The sequence below is a fragment of the Reella acinonychis genome (assembly GCF_052828705.1).
Map to the genome: position 1 here is coordinate 1,589,876 of NZ_CM128256.1, position 21,352 is coordinate 1,611,227.

The window sequence follows — 21,352 nt, forward strand, 5'->3', positions numbered from 1 at the left end:
ATGGGCGAGTTTTAACCTCGCCCTATATTAGCGGCTATTTAGCCTGAAAATTGCATTGAATGTAATTGCTTATAAGCACCATTTTGCGCTAACAATGCTTGATGACTTCCTCGCTCTTTAATTTCACCATGTTCAATGACAATTATTTCATCGGCTTTTTCAATTGTGGACAAACGATGTGCAATCACTAAAACGGTTCGATCTTTTTGAAGCTCATCTAAAGCAGCTTGAATTGCGCGTTCTGATTCGGTATCTAACGCAGAAGTGGCTTCATCCAAAATGAGAACCGGCGAGTTGCGCAACAATGCACGAGCAATGGCTAAACGTTGACGTTGACCGCCAGATAAACTCGCCCCATTTTCGCCAATTACTGTATCAAATCCATTGTCGAGCTTTTCAATAAATTCCAACGCATGAGCCGCACGAGCTGCTTCAATAATTTGTTCGCGACTGTATTTATCTGTTGCAGCATAAGCAATATTATTGGCAACGGTATCATTAAATAAATGCACTTGTTGCGATACAACCGAGCATTGTTGACGCAAATTCGCTAAGCGATAATCTTGGATGTTAACACCATCAAGTAAAATTTCGCCTTGATTGATATCATAAAAACGAGTTAATAAATTAGCAATTGTGGATTTGCCTGAACCTGAACGCCCCACCAATGCCACCGTTTTACCAGCTGGAATATCAAAAGAAAGGTGATTTAACGCGAGTTCATCTTTGCCTTGATAAGCAAAAGCGACATTATTGAACTGAACATCACCTTTCACACGCTCTGCTTCATAAGTGCCATGATCTTTTTCTTCTTCTAAATCCAAAAACTCAAATAGGGTTTGGCAAGCCGCCATTCCACGCTGGAATTGTGAATTGACATTGGTTAATGATTTTAGCGGACGCATCATCGCCATCATGGAAGAAAACACCACAGTAAAAGAACCTGCGGTCAAATTTTCACTCATGACATCAGGAAAAGTTGCCACATAAAGCACCGCAGAAAGAGCCAAAGAGGCAATGAGTTGAACTAAACCATCTGAAATACCGTCAGCAGAAACAATTTTCATGCCTTTACGACGCATATCATTACTCACTTCGTTAAAGCGCGCTTCTTCGACTTTTTGCCCACCAAAAGACAATACGACTTTATGCCCTTTTAACATTTGTTCGGTGGTAATGGTCAAGGCGCCCATACTGTCTTGAATATTACGGCTAAGTTGGCGGAATTTTTTCGATACAAATCCAATTAACACGCCGATAACAGGTGCAACCACAAATAACACGACGGAGAGTTGCCAACTGGTGTAGATCATAACCACAAATAATGAAATTAAATAGACACCTTCACGAACAATTGTGACCAAGGCACTAGAAGAGGAACTCGCCACCATTTCTGTATCGTAGGTGACACGAGATAATAAACGTCCTGTTGGATGTTGATCGAAGTAAGGCACTGGCATAAACATTAAATGTTTAAATAAGCGACGACGTAAATTCATCACGACTTTGCCTGACACCCAAGCTAAACAATAAGTAGAAACATAATTGGTCAGACCGCGGAATAATATAAACACCACAATCAACAAAGACATCAGCTTTAAGAAAGCATGATCTGCTTGTCCAAAGCCTTGATCTAAAAGCGGTTTTAATAAATAAATCAACCCTGAATCAATGAGTGCATTTAATACCAAAGTGATTGCTGCGGCGAGCAATCCTGCTTTGAAAGGTGCAATTTCAGGCCATAAACGTTTGAAGGTTTTAAATACAGAAATATCTTTTTCTTTCATAATCTGATCTGTAGTTATAAATTGTACGCATTGTACAATTATTTGCGCAATTAGCCAAATTAAACCCCATTAATCCCTTTGTGTTTGCCCTATTATTTGTTGATACCATGGACTCAAGCTATTACGTGCTGTTTTAATTTTTATATCATCTTGCGTAATTTGCAGCGAAACTTGCCCAGAAACTGCGCTATTATACACCGCACTTTTTGCCTGCTTAAGCCGTTGCAACACGACTGAATGTGGAAATTGCCAAGGGTTCCAACGACTGGTTGAAATTAATGAAATTTGAGGATCAATTCGCTTTATCAACGCTTGGCTTGTGGAAGTTTTACTGCCATGATGCCCCACTTGCAAAATATCAATTTCCCCTAATTGCTCACCAAATCGGGCAAGAATTTGCTGTTCGACTATGGTATCCGCATCGCCCAATAATAAAAGACGATGTTTCTGATCAGAAATCAATAATACACAGGAATCTGCATTTCTTGCTTTTTCAACTACATGTGTTGGTGAAAGCGCTTCAATCTTCAACCCTTGCCATTGCCAAATTTGATCTTTTTGGCAAAAAGTGCGGTGTTTTTCTTGATAGTTTTGTTGAGAAGCGCTAATTAACATCGCATTTGGATAGGCTTGCAGAATTTTCCTCGCACCACCAGAATGGTCGTTGTCATCATGGCTCACCACAACATAATCTAAATCAATCCCCTCTCGGCGCAAATAAGGCAAAATTTCCACCTCCGCCATAGAAGAATTGCCCCAACTCGCGCCTGTATCATATAAAATTCCCCGTTGATTTTTGACAATTAAGACAGATAAACCTTGCCCTACATCCAACATTTCCACTCGCCAATCAGGTTGTAAACACATTGTTGTTGCGATTTTCACCAACAAAATGCTGCATAATATCGCCATCCCATTTCGTAGCCAATAAAATGGCTTAGCTTGATAACAAACCAAAATAAGCCACAACAGACAACATGCGCAGATAATAAACGTAATAAACATGATTTGTAGATTAGATAAATAGATCCAACCTTGCTGAAAATAAATGAGTAATGAGGTTATTTTTTCTGCAATAAAATTCGCAAATTGCCAACTTTCAAATGCGCCCTGCATCAAAATAGAAAGCAACACGATAGGTACTAAAACAAAGCTAAATAAAGGCACAATTAATAAATTGGCGAATAAAGATTGCCAAGAAAAAGCGCCAAATAGTGCAACTTGAATGGGGGCAAAAAAGAGAAATAAACCGCATTGCAAATGAAACAAAGCAAAAATCCACCGCACTTTAGCGGGTAATACTTTGCCTTGCCAACTGAATACAGAAAAAGGCACAAGTTGATACCATAGTAACAGGCTGCCAACAGCACCGACAGATAAATAAAAACTCGTGGATAAAATCATCATGGGATCGCAACATAACAACAAAGCAGTACCCGCAAAAAACAATTGCCAAAGATGATGATATCCCCTATTCAACCGAAATAAAGACAATAAACAGAGTGCGACAATGGCTCTGAAGGTAGGGACAGCAAAACCTGCCAATTGAGCATAAATGATAGCGCATAATAATCCTGCCAAAATAGGAAATGTCGGTGTAATCCAATGGGTTGGCAAAAAATACTGCCCTATTCGCCCAAGCCAAAATCCTATCGCCATGGCTAAACCAATATGTAAGCCCGAAATCGCCATCAAATGTGCAGTATTACTATTTTGGTAAAGTTGTTTCGTTTCTTCCTCTAACCAGGCACGCTCGCCAAATCCCAATGCTAGCAATAATCCTTGTTGTTTTAGACCTTGCGTTTTTTTTAAAACGGATTCAAACAATTTTTCTCGCCAAGAAAAATCTTGCGATATTTTCACCGCACTTTTTATCCTTGCTGTTGCAGTAATACCTTGCGACAAATACCACGCTTGTCGATCAAAACCACCTTGATTTAATCTGGAAGAAATGGGGCGAATATGCAAATTCCCTTGCCAAACCTCGCCCATTTTAGGCATTTCCTTTACTTGCCAATTGGTATATAAACGTTGAGGAGAATTCGAATCAGGCTGTTTTAATTCAATGATTAAGGTTTGATAATCTTTTTGCTGCTGGATTTTTAAAATTTTGAAATTTGCTTTGAGGTGATAAGGCGTAAAGTTCGCCTGTGCTAATAACGATAAAGCATGAAAATGGAAATAACCTAATGTAAGAGAAAATAAACATAAAAAATGAACAACTTTTTTTATTCTCGTCCACTTGTTAAAACAATAAGAACAAGCGCCAAATAACAATGCAGATGCTAATGCTTGCCACCAATAGAGCAAATAAGTTTCGGGCAAATAATACAATGAAATAGCAGACAGAATTAGGCTATAAACCAGCCAATCAATGTTAATCAAATTTTGAATATGATTAATAAAAATTCGCCCAAACCAAAACTTTGCCATTTTCCACCGCACTTTTGATAACTATCTTGGGTAAATTAATGATAGAAAATCGGTCACTGCAAATTTAGTCCACGTTTTTTGGAACTAAGATCACAAAATAAGTAAAGAAAATGTAAAATTATACGATTTCATTTGCTTATTGTTTCAACTTCTGATATTTATACGCCTTCAAAATTTCCCCCCTAATTTATTAGGGCATTTTTTTATCCTGTTTGATGTGAATGGAACAAAACACAAGCAAGCATAATATGAATTGGAGAACAAAATGACGACCACAAATAAATCCTCGTTAAGCCTTTTAGCGTTAGCAGGTGTTTCGCCATATCAGGAACAAGAAGGCGAAGAATACATGAACGAAAATCAAATCGCTCATTTCCGTAAAATCCTGCAAGCTTGGCACGATCAAATTGTGGATGAAGCAAGTCGCACTGTTGCTTATATGCAAGATGAAGCGGCAAATTTCCCCGATCCAGCAGATCGTGCGACGCAGGAAGAAGAATTTAGCCTTGAATTACGTGCGCGTGATCGTGAACGTAAATTAATGAAAAAAATCGAAAATACATTAAAGAAATTGGATACCGAAGACTTCGGTTATTGTGATTCTTGTGGAGTGGAAATTGGTATTCGCCGTTTAGAAGCGCGTCCAACTGCGGATCTTTGTATTGATTGCAAAACCTTAGCGGAAGTACGTGAAAAACAAATGGGTTTCTAATTTCCCCTAAACAATAATCAAGTAAATAATAAAGTTGGGCGCATTTTTAAATGCGTCCCTTGTTTTATTTGTGGAGTTTATTATTTTAAACTATATAAAAAAGCTGTTTAATCAAAAGCACCAACAGCCTCAATCTCAACAAGCTGAAAGAACAGCGCCTAATCTTAATCGCGTTGTCAAACAGTCACAACCTATTAAAAACTCAGAACAGGTTTCTAACCAGCATAAGCAAGCAATCAAAGCAAACTTGGTTGGCATTAATCCTCGTCAATTTAGTAAAAATGCCCTTTATATTGTAGAGAAACTGCAACGTAATGGTTATGAGGCCTATATTGTTGGGGGATGTTTGCGTGATCTTTTACTGGGTAAGCAACCAAAAGATTTTGATGTTGCCACCAATGCGCGTCCAGAGCAAATTCAAGCATTATTTCAGCGTCAATGTCGTTTAGTTGGACGACGCTTTAGATTAGCGCATATTATGTTTGGTCGCGATATTATTGAAGTTGCGACTTTCCGAGCAGGCCATCAAAATAGTTTGTCCGAAGGTCAAGCGAAGAAAAATGAAGATGGTATGTTATTGAGAGATAATGTGTACGGTAATTTAGAGCAAGATGCAGAACGCAGAGACTTCACTGTCAATGCCCTATATTACAATCCTAAAAACAACACCTTATTAGACTATTATCAGGGCATTGAAGATCTCAAAGCAGGTAAATTACGTTTAATCGGCGATCCTGTTGTTCGTTATCAAGAAGATCCTGTTCGTATGCTACGCGCAATTCGCTTTATGGCGAAACTTGATATGTTCTTGGATAAAGCCAGTGAAACGCCAATTAGAGAACTCGCGCCTCTACTCAAAAATATTCCACCAGCTCGTTTATTTGATGAAAGCTTAAAACTCTTGCAAACTGGTGTGGGGGAAAAAAACTATCAATTACTATGTCAGTATGGTTTATTTGAACAACTTTTCCCAGCGCTAATGCCCTATTTCACTGAAAAAGGCGATAGCTTTGCAGAACGTATGATTGTGCAAGCGCTCAGATCCACTGATGAACGCATTGCAGATAATCTACGTATTAATCCTGCTTTCTTATTTGCTGCATTTTTTTGGTATCCATTACGTGAAAAAGTGGAAATTCTCAAAAATGAAGGTGGATTGAATAACCATGATGCCCATGCTTTAGCGGGCAATGAAATTATGGACCTACTTTGCACCACACTTGCAGCACCTCGTCGCCATACGGGGGTGATTCGTGATATTTGGTTTTTACAATTACAATTGATGAAACGTGTTGGTAAAGCACCAGAAAAAACCATGGCACATACGAAATTCCGCGCAGCCTATGATTTACTGGCAATGCGTGCTGAAATTGAAGGTGGCGAAGCTATCGAGTTAGCAAAATGGTGGCATGAATATCAGTTCAGCACTCAAGAACAGCGAAATTCTTTAGTAAAAGAACAAACTAAAAATGCGCCAAAAAGCAAAAAACGCTATTACCGACCTCGTAAGAAAAAAAGCAGTCATTAAGGAAAACAAATGGCAACGGCATATATCGCATTAGGTAGCAATTTAGCACAACCTATTGAGCAATTAAATTCAGCCATAAAAGCATTAGCGGCATTACCCAATACTCAGGTCGTGGCAACCAGTTCCTTCTATCAAAGTAAACCGCTCGGCCCACAGGATCAACCTGATTATGTGAATGCAGTTGTTGAATTAAATACCGAATTAACACCAATTGATTTATTGGATAGTTTGCAACACATTGAAAATGCTCAAGGACGCGTACGCTTACGTCGTTGGGGTGAACGCACCTTAGATTTAGATATATTGCTTTATGATCAACTTATTATGCAAACGGAACGCTTAACTATTCCTCATTATGATATGCATAACAGAGAATTTGTTATTGTACCTTTGTATGAAATAGCGCCAACTCTTGTAATACCTAGTCTGGGTGATATTAGAAATATGTTCAAATATTTTGAAAATCACCAAATGATTATTTGTAATTTATAAAAGAAAATGGTATATTGCATCCATCTTAAGCGTCCCTAATGCTTTTGATACTTCACTTAGTTATGATTCCAAAGTTAAGTGAAAATTTTATTCATAATATCCTAAACCTACTAATGAAAATGCAACCCTCGGGTTGCATTTTTTTTTAAGCATTATAAAACTTCGCAAAAATGCACCGCACTTTATTGCTAAAAAAGAGTTTATTCTATAAAAAAAGGGATAAATCTGATAAAATCACCGCATTTTATGCAATAACATTAAATAAAACATGGCATTAATTAGTTTAACCAACGGTTATCTTTCCTTTAGCGATCATCCCTTATTAGATCACACAGAATTACATATTGAACCCAATGAACGCGTCTGTTTAGTGGGGCGTAACGGCGCAGGTAAATCCACATTACTCAAAATTTTATCTGGAGAAATGCCTTTAGATGATGGCAAGTTGCAATTCAGCCAAGATTTAGTGATTTCTCGTTTAGAGCAAGATCCGCCTCGTAATGCTAAAGGCAATGTGTTTGACTATGTGGCAGAAGGAATTGGTCACTTAGCAGATTTATTAAAAAAATATCATCATATTTCTACTCAACTAGAAAATGATTATTCTGATAGCCTACTTAACCAATTATCACAAGTTCAAAGCCAACTTGAGCATGCTAACGGCTGGCAATTTGAAAATAAAATCAAAGAAGTTTTAATTAAATTAGAACTCAATCCCAACACATTATTATCCGACTTATCTGGTGGTTGGCAACGCAAAGCCGCATTAGCGCGCGCTTTGGTATGCAATCCGGATATTTTACTCTTAGATGAACCAACCAACCATTTAGATGTTGATGCGATTGAATGGCTAGAAGATTTTTTACTCAACTTTACGGGTAGCATTGTCTTTATTTCGCACGACCGCTCATTTATTCGTAAAATGGCAACGCGCATTGTTGATTTAGATCGCGGTCAGCTTGTTTCTTATTCAGGAAATTACGATACCTATCTCAGCACCAAAGAAGAAAACCTACGTGTTGAAGCGTTACAAAATGAATTATTTGATAAAAAACTGGCACAAGAAGAAGTTTGGATTCGTCAAGGTATCAAAGCCCGTCGTACTAGAAATGAAGGTCGCGTAAGAGCCCTAAAAGCCTTACGAGAAGAACGCCGCCAACGCCGAGAAGTGATGGGGACTGCCAAGTTACAGCTGGATAATTCAAGTCGTTCAGGCAAAATTGTATTCGAAATGGAAAATGCCAGCTATGAAATAGAGGGTAAAAAATTATTAACGAATTTTAGCACAACCATTCTGCGTGGCGACAAAATTGCTTTAGTCGGTCCAAATGGTTGTGGCAAAACCACTTTTATCAAATTATTGCTTGATCAATTACAAGCCACTTCTGGATCAATTCGTTGTGGTACAAAATTAGAGATTGCCTATTTTGATCAATATCGCATTGATTTAGATCCCGAAAAAACCGTCATGGATAATGTAGCGGATGGTAAACAAGATATTGAAGTAAATGGTGTTAAACGCCATGTTCTAGGCTACTTACAAGATTTCTTATTTCCACCGAAACGTGCAATGACCCCAGTTAAAGCTCTATCTGGTGGCGAACGAAATCGTTTATTATTGGCAAAATTGTTGCTCAAACCCAACAATCTATTGATTTTGGATGAACCAACGAATGATCTTGATATTGAAACCCTTGAATTATTAGAAGAAATTTTATCTGATTATCAAGGTACCTTAATTGTTGTTAGCCACGACCGTCAATTTATCGATAATATCGCCACAGAATGTTATATTTTTGAAGGAAATGGCGTACTAAATAAATATGTTGGCGGATTTTTTGATGCGAAACAGCAACAAGCCAATGTATTTGCACAAAAAGCTGCGCTAGAACAAGAAAAACAGAAAAAAGCCTCGTCGAATGCTGAAAGTGCGGTAAAAAATCCGCAAGTTTCTACACCTAACAAAAATAAAACGGTAAAACTCTCATATAAAGAACAACGAGAACTTGAACAGCTACCACAATTATTGGAAGAATTAGAGCAAAAAATCACCGCACTTCAAACCGAAATGAGTGATCCTGCCTTTTTCCAACAACCTCACGACTATACGGCAAAACAATTGCAAACCCTTGCAGATACAGAAGCAGAGCTTGAAGCTGCCTTTTTGCGTTGGGAAGAATTAGAAGAAAAGAAAAACATTAATAGTTGAGAAATAACCATTATGTCAACCAATTATTCCGCACAGGAAATTACTGTATTAAAAGATCTTGAGCCTGTACAAACCCGTCCAGGCATGTACACAGATACGACTCGTCCAAACCACTTGGGACAAGAGGTTATTGATAACAGTGTCGATGAAGCCTTAGCTGGATACGCTAGTAAAATCGAAGTCATTTTACACAAAGATCAATCTCTTGAAGTCATTGATAATGGTCGAGGCATGCCAGTGGATATTCATCCGGTGGAAAAAGTGTCTGGTATAGAAGTCATTATGACCAAGTTACATGCAGGCGGGAAATTCTCAAATAAAAATTATGCTTTTTCCGGTGGTTTACATGGCGTAGGTATTTCTGTAGTTAATGCTCTTTCTGAACGCGTTGATGTCACTGTAAAACGTGATGGCAATGTACATCATATCGCCTTTGAAAATGGTAAAAAAGTCAAAGAATTAGAAGTTATTGGTTCTTGTGGTCGCCGCACAACAGGTACCACTGTACATTTCAAGCCGAATGCAAAATATTTTGATAGTGATAAATTTTCTGTCAGCCGTTTACGCCATTTATTGCGTGCAAAAGCCGTCCTTTGTTCAGGCTTAGAAATTAAATTTATTGATAAAATCAATGGCACCGAAGATATTTGGTTATATCAAGATGGCTTAGCTGATTATTTAAGTGAAGCAGTAAATGGTTTCGCAACCTTGCCAGAAAAACCTTTTGTCGGACAATTTAGCGGCAATACGGAGGCGGTTGACTGGGCATTATTATGGCTACCAGAAGGTGGTGAATTATTAGGTGAAAGCTATGTAAACCTCATCCCTACCATTCAAGGCGGTACCCACGTCAATGGATTAAGACAAGGCTTACTGGATGCAATGCGTGAATTTTGTGAATTTCATAATCTATTGCCTCGCAATGTTAAACTTACTGCAGATGATCTTTGGGATCGTTGCGCCTACGTTCTTTCTTTTAAAATGCAAGATCCACAATTTGCAGGCCAAACCAAAGAGCGCTTGTCTTCACGTCAAAGTGCGGTCTTTATTAGCGGCGTTTTAAAAGACGCGTTTAGCTTGTGGCTCAATCAACATATTGAACAAGCGAAATTATTAGCTGAAATGGCGATTAATTCCGCACAACGTCGTCTCAATGCAGCGAAAAAAGTCGTGCGTAAGAAATTAGTGAGCGGTCCTGCACTTCCTGGTAAATTAGCTGATTGTAGCTCACAAGATTTAGACAAAACAGAATTGTTTTTAGTGGAAGGCGATTCCGCTGGCGGTTCTGCCAAACAAGCACGCAATCGCGAATACCAAGCAATTCTGCCTTTGCGTGGTAAAATTCTAAACACTTGGGAAGAATCATCAGATCGCGTACTTGCTTCTGAAGAAGCCCACAATATTGCAGTTGCTTTAGGTATTGATCCCAATAGCGATGACTTAAGCCAGCTCCGCTACGGGAAAGTTTGTATTCTTGCCGATGCGGATAGTGATGGTTTACATATTGCCACACTACTCTGCGCATTATTTTTGCGACACTTCCCTAAATTAGTCCAAAATGGACATGTTTATGTAGCAATGCCACCACTCTATCGTATTGATTTAGGAAAAGAAATTTATTACGCCTTAGATGAAAGTGAAAAAGAAGCTGTTTTAGATCGTTTAAAACATAAACGTGGTACAGCAAATGTTCAACGCTTCAAAGGGTTAGGTGAAATGAATCCAAGCCAGTTGCGAGAAACCACCATGGATCCAAATACTCGTCGTTTAGTGCAACTTACTTATGAAACACCAGAAGAAAGTGCGGTGGAAAATGAAGAAGAAAATGCGACTTTTGAACTCATGGATATGTTATTAAACAAAAAACGAGCAGAAGATCGTAAAAATTGGTTACAAACAAATGGTGATTTAGTTGAACTCTCCGTTTAACTTGTTATATCTCATCCAACATTATTTTAAATTCAATAAACAAACAGAAAAATGAGTACAATTAACTACGAAGGCATTGAACAAATGCCGATTGGCACCTTTAGTGAAAAGGCTTACCTCAACTATTCCATGTATGTAATTATGGATCGTGCGTTGCCTTTTATTGGCGATGGTTTGAAACCCGTACAGCGACGTATCATTTATGCTATGTCCGAACTGGGACTCAATGCAGCAGCAAAATACAAAAAATCTGCGCGCACAGTGGGGGATGTGTTAGGTAAATTTCATCCTCATGGCGATTCTGCTTGCTATGAAGCTATGGTATTAATGGCACAACCTTTCTCTTATCGCTATCCGTTGGTCGATGGTCAAGGTAACTGGGGCGATCCGGACAATCCAAAATCCTTTGCAGCTATGCGTTATACGGAATCTCGCTTATCCAAAATTGCCGAGATTTTGTTAAGTGAATTAGGGCAAGGAACGGTGGATTATCAACCTAACTTTGACGGCACAATCGAAGAGCCGCAATATCTGCCTGCTCGCCTACCGCATATCTTATTAAATAGCACCACTGGGATTGCTGTTGGTATGGCAACGGACATTCCACCTCATAATATTAATGAAATCGCCGATGCAGCAGTGATGTTGTTAGATAATCCACAAGCCAGCTTGGACGATATTCTAACTGTTGTGCAAGGTCCTGATTATCCAACAGAAGCCGAGATTATTACGCCAAAAGCGGATATTCGTAAAATTTATGAACAAGGTCGCGGCTCAATCAAAATGCGCGCGATTTGGAAAAAAGAAGATGGCGAAATTATTATTAGCGCTGTTCCTCATCAGGCTTCACCAAGCAAAATTATGACACAAATCGCAGATCAAATGACTGCGAAAAAATTGCCAATGGTAGAAGATGTCCGAGATGAAGCCGATCAAGATAATCCAGTTCGCTTAGTGATTGTGCCTCGTTCAAATCGTGTTGATGTGGATGCCTTAATGGCACATTTATTTGCCACCACCGATTTAGAAAAAAGCTATCGTGTAAATATGAATATGATCGGGCTTGATCATAAACCCGCTGTAAAAAACTTATTGCAAATTCTCAATGAATGGTTGCAATTCCGTCGCACAACAGTGACACGACGCCTGAATTACCGTTTAGATAAGGTATTATCTCGCTTACATATTTTAGCTGGCTTAATGATTGCTTTTCTGAATATTGATGAAGTCATCGACATTATTCGCAATGAGGATGAACCGAAAGCAGTATTAATGGCTCGTTTTAATCTGAGTGATGAACAAGCTGAAGCTATTTTAAATTTACGTTTACGCCATCTCGCAAAATTAGAAGAACATGAATTACAAGCAGAACAAGCTAAATTAGAAGAAGAACGTCAAACACTAGAAGCTTTACTCAATTCTGAACGACGTTTAAATACGCTAATAAAAAAAGAAATCCAGCAAGATGCTAAAACCTATGCAAGCCCAAGACGATCACCATTAGTGGAACGTGCAGAAGCCAAAGCCATTTCTGAAACAGAAATGCTGCCAGCAGAACCTGTTACCGTTATTCTGTCTAAAATGGGTTGGGTTCGCTGCGCCAAAGGTCATGATATTGATGTGCAAGGTTTAAGCTATAAAGCTGGCGATAGCTACAAAGCACATGCTTATGGGAAAAGTAATCAAGCAGTCGTCTTTATTGACAGCACAGGACGAAGCTATGCCTTAGAGCCATTAAGTCTGCCTTCTGCTCGTTCACAAGGCGAACCATTAACCGGCAAACTGAACTTACCAGCTGGCGCCACTATTGAACATGTATTAATGGAAAATGAAGATCAAAGCTTGCTGATGGCATCCGATGCTGGCTATGGTTTTATTTGTAAATTTGAAGATTTAATCTCTCGCAATAAAGCGGGTAAAGCCTTGATAAGCTTGCCAGATAATGCACAGGTACTACCGCCTAAAACTATCCAAAATTCCACCGCGCTTTTGGTCGCATTAACACAAGCTGGGCGTATGCTCATGTTCCCTGTGCAAGATTTGCCAAGTTTAAGCAAAGGGAAAGGCAATAAGATCATCAATATTTCAGCTACAGAAGCCAAAGCACGCACTGATTATATCGTTAACTTATTCTTGATAAACGAAAATGCACATTTGGTCTTCCATTCAGGAAAACGTAAAATCACCTTAAAAACCGATGAACTGCAAAAATTCCGCGCAGAACGAGGTCGTAAAGGTTCTTCTCTACCACGCGGTTTACATAGTGGTGTGAAAATTGAAATTGTGGAATAAATGAAATAAAAGCTAGGAATAACACCTAGCTTTTTTATTACCCATAATTTTATTAGGAAAATCACAGAATATGCATTTTTCACGTTCCCAAATGTCCGAATATATTTTAAAATAACGCATATTCTTTATTCATTTCTCGTTTTATGAAACTAAATCTACCAATCTTTCTTACGCTGTTCCGAGTGGTATTAATTCCATTCTTTATTATTGCTTTTTATCTGCCTGTCAGTTGGTCGCCTTTTGCTGCCACCGCGATTTTTTTTATCGCTTCTGTAACAGATTGGTTTGATGGCTATTTAGCTAGAAAATTAAAACAAACCACTCCTTTTGGCGCATTTTTAGATCCCGTTGCAGATAAAGTGATTGTGGCTGTCGCCCTCGTGCTTGTGGTGGAATATTATCACGCTTTTTGGATCACCATTCCTGCTATTATTATGATCGCACGCGAAATTATTATTTCTGCCTTGCGTGAATGGATGGCGGAATTGGGCAGCCGCACAAAAGTCGCAGTTTCTTGGGTTGGTAAGGTAAAAACAACTGCGCAAATGTTTGCTCTTGGTGGACTTTTATGGCGTTATAACAGTTTAATGGAAACAGCTGCGATTATCCTACTCTACATAGCAGCAATTTTAACGATTTGGTCAATGATGCAATATTTAAAAGCCGCCAAAGGTCCATTATTGGATGAAACTTTGTAAAAAAACACCGCACTTTGCTTACAAAGCTAGCAAATCGACTTATTTTTAAACGCTTAACTTTTTTTATTAAAATAATATTTGACTAACGTTATTAAATCCGTAAAATGCACATCCGTTGACAGCGTTGCTGTAAACAATGCGGGAATAGCTCAGTTGGTAGAGCACGACCTTGCCAAGGTCGGGGTCGCGAGTTCGAGCCTCGTTTCCCGCTCCATTTTAAATGCGTTGTGCCCGAGTGGCGGAATCGGTAGACGCAAGGGATTTAAAATCCCTCGCCTTTCGAGGCGTGCCAGTTCAAGTCTGGCCTCGGGCACCATTTAAAACACATAATCAAATCAATAAGATAGTCGCTTTAAGCGGCTTTTTTATGTCTAAAACAATTAGCAATACATCTTCCACTCTTGAGCATTTCTTTACATTTTTTTACAATAAAGCACTTTTCATTTGGGTTTATATCATTTAAAATCCATCCGCTGTACTAAATTTAACCTATGTAGTTTAGATCTACACAAAGTAGATTATTTTTTATTGAGGATAAACAATAAAATATTTAGTAAAAACAACATTAGCTGTTGCGGTTTCGGCTTTCTTAGTCGCTTGCCAAACACCAACAAAACATCGTGATGATTGTGATGACTACCGTTTTAAAAACACAGAAGAATATAAGCACAGACATGGTGGCGAATGTGTGAGCGATTGGTATAAAAATGATCAAGATAGTTCTACAGGATTATTAGGAGTGAATATCAATACCACCCCTACTAATACACCAAATACAGATATAGGAAATGGAAATACTACGACCACTCCAACTGAAAACCAAGTTACTACCGTAGGTGGTAATGATGGAGGTAATAATCCTACAAATACTCCAACAGAAAGTCAAGGCACTACTACCGAAGTAAGTGGTAATGATGGGGCTAGTAACACCCCAACTGAAAACCAAGGCACTACTACCGAAGTAAGTGGTAATGATGGGGCTAGTGACACCCCAACTGAAAACCAAGGCACGACTACCGAAGGTGGTGGTAATGATGGGGCTAGTAACACCCCAACTGAAAACCAAGGCACGACTACCGAAGATGGTGGTAATGATGGGGGCGGCAGTGCTACAGGAGGCGCTACAGGGGGAGATATTGCGACACAACCTGGTACTGAACAACCTGGCACTGAACAACCTGGCACTGAACAACCTGGCACTGAACAACCTGGCACTGAACAACCTGGCACTGAACAACCTGGCACTGAACAACCTGGCACTGAACAACCTGGCACTGAACAACCTGGCACAGGAGGAAATACGGCAGGAGAACCTTGCGGTGCATGTGGTGGTTCAGGAGATCAGCAGGTAGGGGAAGATGATGAAGAACCACCTGCAGTTGAGAATCCAGATAGATAGCCATAACTAAAATCAACAACGGATTAATTGCTTGATGAAAAACGAACTTCTCAAAAGAAGTTCGTTTTTTATTGGTTATTAAATAAATGACAATATAAAGCCCTACGATAATGCAAATGAAAAATTAGACGGGGTATTTAAAAGTACTAAAAAGCCGTAAATTGCCCCATTTTCAAATGGAAACTTACGGCTTAAAAATTTGATGGCGGAGGAAGTGAGATTCGAACTCACGGAGGGCGTAAACCCTCGCCGGTTTTCAAGACCGGTGCCTTCAACCACTCGACCATTCCTCCGGATAAGTGCGGTTAAATATAATATAGTTTTTATATTGAGTAAACTAGATTCTCACTATTTACAATTGGAAGACGATATTTCGCCCAAGTTGCTTATTATAAATACAAATTAGTTAAAAATACTTTGACTTTCCATTAATTTAACATATATTTAACCATAATGTTTTCATTTAAATAGAAGGAAAAACTATGCAACAATCTCGTATTGTTTTCGACTCTCGTGAACATTCGACTTCACTACTGCAAACCCATAAAGTATTACGTAATACTTATTTCTTATTGGGTTTAACCTTAGCGTTCTCTGCTATTGTGGCTTATATTTCAATGTCATTGAACTTGCCGCGTCCAAATATTATTGTGATGTTAGTGGGTTTCTATGGCTTACTCTTTTTAACAAATGCATTAGCTAATAGTGCAGCAGGTATTTTAGCGGTATTCGCTTTTACAGGATTTTTAGGTTATACCGTTGGTCCAATTCTTAATCTATATGTTGGTGCAGGCTTAAGTGATACTGTTGTGTTGGCATTAGGCGGAACAGCTGCGGTATTCTTCGCTTGTTCAGCTTATGTATTAACCACTAAAAAGGATATGTCTTTCCTTTCTGGTATGCTATTCGCACTGTTTATCGTGTTATTAGTGGGTATGATCGCAAACATCTTCTTAAACATGCCAGCAATTCACATCGCAATGAGCGCATTATTTGTGATCTTCTCTGCAGCAGGTATTCTATTTGAAACCAGCAATATTATTCACAATGGTGAAACCAACTATATTCGTGCAACAGTCAGCTTGTTTGTATCTATCTACAACTTATTTATTAGCTTGTTGAATATCCTTGGTTTATTCCGTGGTGATGACTAAATAGCCCATTCTCTGTAAAGAACGCCCCTAATGGGGCGTTTTTTGTTATACTTGTCCCACATTCAATTTAGAAAAATTTACCTATGCTTGAAATTAATAATGTGGTTATCGAAACCGACGCTTTTGGCTATCTTCTAGATTCAAATCAATGGAATGAAGAAATTGCTTTGGCTATTGCAGAACAAGAGAATATCCATTTAACAGAAGCGCATTGGGAAGTCATTTACTTCGTTCGTCAATTCTACAAAGAATATAATACTTCGCCAGCAATTAGAATGTTAGTGAAAGCAATGGCAGAGAAACTCGATGCAGATAAAGGAAATAGCCGATATTTGCAACGATTATTCCCTGATGGCCCCGCAAAACAGGCTACAAAACTCGCAGGATTACCCAAACCTGCAAAATGCTTGTAAATAATAATAATTATCACTTGACAACTAATGATATTTGACTTACTATTTATATGGTTTTATTGACTATTAAGGAAAGTCTATGAAAAAATCACTCTATCTTATTTTATTTTCATTATTAAGTTTTACAGCGACACCAAGCTATGCTAAATTTAAAGTCGTCACAACTTTTACTATTATTCAAGACATTGCTCAAAATGTGGCTGGCGATGCGGCTGAAGTCCATTCCATTACCAAACCTGGTGCGGAAATTCATGAATATCAGCCAACACCACAGGATTTAGTAAAAGCGCAATCTGCCGATCTTATTTTATGGAATGGACTAAATCTTGAACTTTGGTTTGAAAAATTCTTCCAAAGTATGAAGAATGTACCTTCTGTAACAGTGAGTGAAGGTATTACCCCTATTTCGATTTATGAAGGCGAATATAAAGGTAAACCAAATCCTCACGCTTGGATGTCAACATCTAATGCATTAATTTATATTGAGAATATCAAAAATGCTTTTATTAAATATGATCCAAGCAATGCAGAAACTTACACAAAAAATGCCGCAGTTTATGCTGAAAAAATCAAAGCATTAGATGCACCATTACGTGAAAAATTAAATCAGTTACCAGAAAATAAACGTTGGTTAGTAACAAGTGAAGGTGCATTCAGCTACCTAGCAAAAGATTATAACCTCAATGAACTTTATTTATGGGCAGTGAACGCTGAACAACAAGGTACACCTAAACAAGTGAAAAAAGTCATTGATGCGGTTAAAAAGAATAAAATTCCTGTGGTATTTAGTGAAAGCACCATTTCTCCAAAACCAATGATGCAAGTAGCGAAAGAAACAGGTACAAAATACGGTGGCGTACTTTATGTTGACTCATTATCGACACAAGACGGCCCAGTTCCAACCTACATTGATTTATTAAATACAACTGTTTCTACTGTTGTAAAAGGATTTGAACAATAACATGACACATACAGCTGCAATTCAAGTTGAGAATGCGACTGTAAGGTATAACAATGGTCATACCGCAATTGAAGATGTTTCTTTTCATCTCAAAGGCGGTATGATTTGTGCCTTACTTGGCGTCAACGGTGGCGGAAAATCAACGCTATTTAAAAGTTTAATGGGATTAATTCGCTTGCAACAAGGGAAAATCTCACTCTGTAATCTACCTATTCAAAAAGCACTTAAGCAAAACCTGATTTCTTATGTGCCACAAAGTGAAGATGTGGATTGGCAATTCCCTGTTTCTGTATATGATGTTGTTATGCAGGGACGCTATGGCTATATGAATTTTCTCCGAATTCCCACCGCACTTGATAAAGAAAAAGTTCAATTAGCTATGCAGCGTGTGGATATTGAACATTTAGCTGAACGTCAAATCGGCGAATTATCTGGTGGTCAGAAAAAACGTGTTTTTCTTGCCCGCGCTTTAGCACAACAAAGTAAAATTATTTTATTGGATGAACCTTTTACAGGCGTTGATGTAAAAACAGAGAACGCGATTATTGAATTGCTCACCCAATTGAGAGAACAAGGACATCTTATTCTCGTTTCCACTCACAACTTAGGTTCTGTGCCTGATTTTTGTGATCATGTGGTAATGATTAATCGTAAAATCATAGCTTCAGGCGAAACCATAAATACCTTCAATCAACATAATTTAGAGCAACTTTTTGGTGGGGTATTACGTCATATCAAATTATCAGGTATGGAACTGCATAATGATGAAGATGAACGTGCGGTGACTGTCCTAACCGATGATGAGCGTCCTGCCGTATTCTATGGACAAAGTAAAATCGATCCACCAACCTCAAGCACAAAAAATTTATCATTAACACGCAAAGGAACTAATGATGTTTGACATATTATTGGAACCCTTCACTTATGATTATATGATAAAAGCCATCTTAGTAAGTACTGCAGTTGGTGGTATTTGTGCGTTCTTATCCACCTATTTAATGCTCAAAGGTTGGTCATTAATCGGTGATGCACTGACACACTCTGTTGTGCCGGGTGTTGCCCTTGCCTACTTATTTTCTCTCCCCTACATTGTTGGCGCCTTTTTCTCAGGCATTTTAGCCGCACTTTCTATTTTATGGGTTAAATCTATCACTCAACTGAAAGAAGATGCCATTATTGGCTTCATTTTCACCACATTCTTTGCTGCGGGTCTATTGATCGTTTCACTCAATCCCACATCTGTTGACGTGCAAAGCATTATTTTTGGTAATATCCTTGCTATCAGTGATGAAGATATTGTTCAGATTGCGATTATTATTGTGATTTCAGCCTTGTTACTCATTCTTTCGTGGAAAAACTTATTATTAGTTTTCTTTGACGAAATTCAGGCAATTTCAGTGGGATTATCTCCACAAACATATAAAATTTTCTTTTTTAGCCTATTAAGTGCTTGCATTGTTGCTGCATTACAAACTGTCGGTGCCATTTTAGTGATTGCCATGGTCATTACGCCTGGAGCAACAGCTTATCTACTCACCGATAAATTCAGTACATTAATAAAAATAGCTGTCTGTTTAGGCATGTTTACTTGCAGTACTGGTGCTTATTTAAGCTATTATTTAGACGGTGCAACGGGCGGTATTATCGTTTGTTTACAAGCATTATTATTTATTTTGGCATTCATCTTCTCACCAAAATATGGATTAATTGCGCAAAGACGCGTTAAATTACAGGCGGACTTATGAATTTAGTGAATTGGATAACTGAGCCATTCCAATACCCTTTCATGCAATTAGCATTAACAACCGCTATTATTGTATCCATTATTTGTGCACTGCTTTCTTGCTATTTAGTATTAAAAGGCTGGTCATTAATTGGTGATGCCATTTCTCATGCGGTTTTACCTGGGATTATCATCGCTTACCTCATTAATCTACCCTTAATGATTGGTGCATTCTTCTCAGGCTTATTTTGCGCGCTCAGCGTGGGCTATCTCAAAAATAATAGCCGAATCAAAGAAGATACTGTTATGGGTATTGTCTTTTCAGGGATGTTCGCTTTCGGTTTGGTTTTATTCACTAAAATAGAAACCGAACATCATTTAATGCATATCTTATTTGGTAATTTATTAGGCATCAGCCAAGCTGATTTTATACAAACTGCGGTGATTTCTGGCATCGTTTTTGTAGCAATTTTACTTAAACATCGCGATTTATTACTCTTCTGCTTCGATCCTAGCCATACAAGAGTTGTCGGGCTTTCACCACAAAAACTGTATTATGGTTTGCTCATTTTACTTTCGTTAACCATCGTTGCGGCGATGCAAGTAGTCGGGGTCATTTTGGTTGTCGCCATGTTAATATCACCCGGCATTACCGCTTATCTCCTCACAAAACGTTTTGAAAGGATGATTATTATTGCAATATGCAGTTCTGTTTTAGCTAATTTCTTCGGCACAATATTGAGTTATCATATCAATGCAGACATTGGCCCTTGTATTATTTTATTACAAGCATTATTCTTTGCACTTGCATTACTCTATTCAAAATTAAAAAGTGCGGTGAAATAATGAATAATTTTCAGCTCGAGCAGCTTCTCAATCAAAAACTCAATATCCATGAGATTTCTGACTATGCACCTAACGGATTGCAAGTTGAAGGGAAATCGGAAGTACGCAAAATTGTCACTGGCGTCACTGCATCGCAAGCATTAATTGATTATGCGATCAAACAACAAGCTGACGCAATATTGGTTCATCATGGTTATTTTTGGAAAAGTGAAAATCCTTGTATTCGAGGAATGAAAGGCAAACGAATCAAAGAATTATTAGTGAATGATATTAATTTATATGCTTACCATTTGCCTTTAGATATTCATCCTGAATTAGGCAATAATGCACAATTAGCGAAGTTACTTGGTATCCAAAACTTACAACCATTAGAACAAAGCAGTATTAGTATTCCAATGTGGGGCGAATTATCCCAACCGATTTCTTTAGAGGAATTTACGCAACGTATTGGCAATGTATTAGGTCGCGAACCTACCGTTTGCAATGCGGCAGAACTTTCGCAAAATGCACCGCACTTTATTCAAAAAGTGGGCATTTGTACTGGTGGCGGACAAGGGTATATTGATTTAGCAGCTTCACAGGGCTGTGATGCTTTCATCAGTGGCGAAATTTCAGAACAAACTACTCATTCCGCTCGAGAACAAGGTATTCATTATTTCGCTTGTGGACATCATGCGACAGAACGTTGTGGTATTCAAGCGTTAGGAGAATGGTTAAAAACCGAATATCAATTTGATATTGAATTTATTGATATCCCAAATCCTGCATAACAACAA

The 21,352-nt window shown here is 38.3% G+C and carries 17 protein-coding genes and 3 tRNA genes; 17 read left to right on the forward strand and 3 right to left on the reverse strand.

From position 1 onward, the window contains the following. Nucleotides 1-38: 38 nt before the first annotated feature. Entirely contained in the window at nt 39-1,787 is a 1,749-nt protein-coding gene (msbA, locus tag ACUXZ4_RS07845) for a lipid A ABC transporter ATP-binding protein/permease MsbA (protein ID WP_464972655.1), read from the reverse strand. 69 nt (nt 1,788-1,856) lie between these two features. Next, nucleotides 1,857-4,220 carry a DNA internalization-related competence protein ComEC/Rec2 gene (locus ACUXZ4_RS07850; protein WP_464972656.1) on the reverse strand — a complete coding sequence of 788 codons (2,364 nt, stop codon included), beginning with the start codon at nt 4,218-4,220 and terminating at the stop codon, nt 1,857-1,859. 265 nt (nt 4,221-4,485) lie between these two features. Here ACUXZ4_RS07850 and dksA point away from each other — a divergent pair, with 265 nt between their 5' ends. From dksA to ACUXZ4_RS07900, 10 genes are all read left to right on the forward strand, one after another. Continuing rightward, entirely contained in the window at nt 4,486-4,932 is a 447-nt protein-coding gene (gene dksA, locus ACUXZ4_RS07855) for an RNA polymerase-binding protein DksA (RefSeq protein WP_464972657.1), read from the forward strand. 193 nt (nt 4,933-5,125) lie between these two features. Further along, the gene (gene pcnB, locus ACUXZ4_RS07860; protein ID WP_464974018.1) at nt 5,126-6,460 is read left to right on the forward strand and encodes a polynucleotide adenylyltransferase PcnB; all 1,335 of its coding nucleotides are present in this window, start codon (nt 5,126-5,128) and stop codon (nt 6,458-6,460) included. Nucleotides 6,461-6,469: 9 nt separating this feature from the next. Continuing rightward, a complete protein-coding gene (gene folK / locus ACUXZ4_RS07865; RefSeq protein WP_464972658.1) occupies nt 6,470-6,952 on the forward strand; it encodes a 2-amino-4-hydroxy-6-hydroxymethyldihydropteridine diphosphokinase in 483 nt (160 codons plus the stop codon). 268 nt (nt 6,953-7,220) lie between these two features. Then, nucleotides 7,221-9,161 carry an ABC transporter ATP-binding protein gene (locus ACUXZ4_RS07870; protein WP_464972659.1) on the forward strand — a complete coding sequence of 647 codons (1,941 nt, stop codon included), beginning with the start codon at nt 7,221-7,223 and terminating at the stop codon, nt 9,159-9,161. Nucleotides 9,162-9,173: 12 nt separating this feature from the next. Next, nucleotides 9,174-11,090, forward strand: coding sequence for a DNA topoisomerase IV subunit B (gene parE / locus ACUXZ4_RS07875; protein WP_464972660.1), 1,917 nt, complete (start codon nt 9,174-9,176; stop codon nt 11,088-11,090). Nucleotides 11,091-11,141: 51 nt separating this feature from the next. Continuing rightward, the gene (gene parC, locus ACUXZ4_RS07880; protein ID WP_464972661.1) at nt 11,142-13,382 is read left to right on the forward strand and encodes a DNA topoisomerase IV subunit A; all 2,241 of its coding nucleotides are present in this window, start codon (nt 11,142-11,144) and stop codon (nt 13,380-13,382) included. A 143-nt stretch (nt 13,383-13,525) separates the two neighbouring features. Further along, on the forward strand, nt 13,526-14,080 hold the full coding sequence (pgsA, locus tag ACUXZ4_RS07885; RefSeq protein WP_464972662.1) for a CDP-diacylglycerol--glycerol-3-phosphate 3-phosphatidyltransferase: 555 nt from the start codon (nt 13,526-13,528) through the stop codon (nt 14,078-14,080). Between the two features lie 138 nt (nt 14,081-14,218). Further along, nucleotides 14,219-14,294: transfer RNA gene (locus tag ACUXZ4_RS07890), tRNA-Gly, on the forward strand. A 15-nt stretch (nt 14,295-14,309) separates the two neighbouring features. Further along, nucleotides 14,310-14,396, forward strand: a tRNA-Leu gene (locus ACUXZ4_RS07895). 372 nt (nt 14,397-14,768) lie between these two features. After that, nucleotides 14,769-15,479: a hypothetical protein gene (locus tag ACUXZ4_RS07900; RefSeq protein WP_464972663.1), complete on the forward strand. Its 711-nt coding sequence runs from the start codon at nt 14,769-14,771 to the stop codon at nt 15,477-15,479. Between the two features lie 203 nt (nt 15,480-15,682). On the opposite strand, the gene ACUXZ4_RS07905 is transcribed toward ACUXZ4_RS07900, so the two are convergent. Next, nucleotides 15,683-15,772: transfer RNA gene (locus ACUXZ4_RS07905), tRNA-Ser, on the reverse strand. Between the two features lie 189 nt (nt 15,773-15,961). Between ACUXZ4_RS07905 and ACUXZ4_RS07910 the strand changes: the two genes are divergently transcribed. From ACUXZ4_RS07910 to ACUXZ4_RS07940, 7 genes are all read left to right on the forward strand, one after another. Then, nucleotides 15,962-16,633, forward strand: a complete 672-nt coding sequence (locus ACUXZ4_RS07910; RefSeq protein ID WP_464972664.1) for a Bax inhibitor-1 family protein — start codon at nt 15,962-15,964, stop codon at nt 16,631-16,633. Nucleotides 16,634-16,716: 83 nt separating this feature from the next. Continuing rightward, complete coding sequence (locus ACUXZ4_RS07915; protein WP_464972665.1) at nt 16,717-17,046, forward strand: TusE/DsrC/DsvC family sulfur relay protein; 330 nt, start codon at nt 16,717-16,719, stop codon at nt 17,044-17,046. 79 nt (nt 17,047-17,125) lie between these two features. Further along, nucleotides 17,126-18,007, forward strand: coding sequence for a metal ABC transporter substrate-binding protein (locus ACUXZ4_RS07920; protein ID WP_464972666.1), 882 nt, complete (start codon nt 17,126-17,128; stop codon nt 18,005-18,007). A 1-nt stretch (nt 18,008) separates the two neighbouring features. Continuing rightward, nucleotides 18,009-18,908 carry an ATP-binding cassette domain-containing protein gene (locus ACUXZ4_RS07925; protein WP_464972667.1) on the forward strand — a complete coding sequence of 300 codons (900 nt, stop codon included), beginning with the start codon at nt 18,009-18,011 and terminating at the stop codon, nt 18,906-18,908. Further along, nucleotides 18,901-19,752: a metal ABC transporter permease gene (locus ACUXZ4_RS07930; RefSeq protein WP_464974019.1), complete on the forward strand. Its 852-nt coding sequence runs from the start codon at nt 18,901-18,903 to the stop codon at nt 19,750-19,752. Before ACUXZ4_RS07925 ends, ACUXZ4_RS07930 begins: the two co-directional genes overlap by 8 nt. Next, nucleotides 19,749-20,576 (forward strand): metal ABC transporter permease, encoded by an 828-nt coding sequence (locus tag ACUXZ4_RS07935; RefSeq protein WP_464972668.1) that lies wholly within the window; start codon nt 19,749-19,751, stop codon nt 20,574-20,576. The genes ACUXZ4_RS07930 and ACUXZ4_RS07935 overlap by 4 nt, the downstream gene beginning before the upstream one ends. Then, entirely contained in the window at nt 20,576-21,346 is a 771-nt protein-coding gene (locus ACUXZ4_RS07940) for a Nif3-like dinuclear metal center hexameric protein (protein ID WP_464972669.1), read from the forward strand. The genes ACUXZ4_RS07935 and ACUXZ4_RS07940 overlap by 1 nt, the downstream gene beginning before the upstream one ends. The last annotated feature ends 6 nt before the right edge of the window (nt 21,347-21,352 follow it).

Bases quoted from the DNA above. Each gene is read 5' to 3' on its own strand.
- msbA (WP_464972655.1), bottom strand. From the start codon at position 1,787: ATGAAAGAAAAAGATATTTCTGTATTTAAAACCTTCAAACGTTTATGG.
- ACUXZ4_RS07850 (WP_464972656.1), bottom strand. From the start codon at position 4,220: ATGGCAAAGTTTTGGTTTGGGCGAATTTTTATTAATCATATTCAAAAT.
- dksA (WP_464972657.1), top strand. From the start codon at position 4,486: ATGACGACCACAAATAAATCCTCGTTAAGCCTTTTAGCGTTAGCAGGT.
- folK (WP_464972658.1), top strand. From the start codon at position 6,470: ATGGCAACGGCATATATCGCATTAGGTAGCAATTTAGCACAACCTATT.
- ACUXZ4_RS07870 (WP_464972659.1), top strand. From the start codon at position 7,221: ATGGCATTAATTAGTTTAACCAACGGTTATCTTTCCTTTAGCGATCAT.
- parE (WP_464972660.1), top strand. From the start codon at position 9,174: ATGTCAACCAATTATTCCGCACAGGAAATTACTGTATTAAAAGATCTT.
- parC (WP_464972661.1), top strand. From the start codon at position 11,142: ATGAGTACAATTAACTACGAAGGCATTGAACAAATGCCGATTGGCACC.
- pgsA (WP_464972662.1), top strand. From the start codon at position 13,526: ATGAAACTAAATCTACCAATCTTTCTTACGCTGTTCCGAGTGGTATTA.
- ACUXZ4_RS07910 (WP_464972664.1), top strand. From the start codon at position 15,962: ATGCAACAATCTCGTATTGTTTTCGACTCTCGTGAACATTCGACTTCA.
- ACUXZ4_RS07915 (WP_464972665.1), top strand. From the start codon at position 16,717: ATGCTTGAAATTAATAATGTGGTTATCGAAACCGACGCTTTTGGCTAT.
- ACUXZ4_RS07920 (WP_464972666.1), top strand. From the start codon at position 17,126: ATGAAAAAATCACTCTATCTTATTTTATTTTCATTATTAAGTTTTACA.
- ACUXZ4_RS07925 (WP_464972667.1), top strand. From the start codon at position 18,009: ATGACACATACAGCTGCAATTCAAGTTGAGAATGCGACTGTAAGGTAT.
- ACUXZ4_RS07930 (WP_464974019.1), top strand. From the start codon at position 18,901: ATGTTTGACATATTATTGGAACCCTTCACTTATGATTATATGATAAAA.
- ACUXZ4_RS07935 (WP_464972668.1), top strand. From the start codon at position 19,749: ATGAATTTAGTGAATTGGATAACTGAGCCATTCCAATACCCTTTCATG.
- ACUXZ4_RS07940 (WP_464972669.1), top strand. From the start codon at position 20,576: ATGAATAATTTTCAGCTCGAGCAGCTTCTCAATCAAAAACTCAATATC.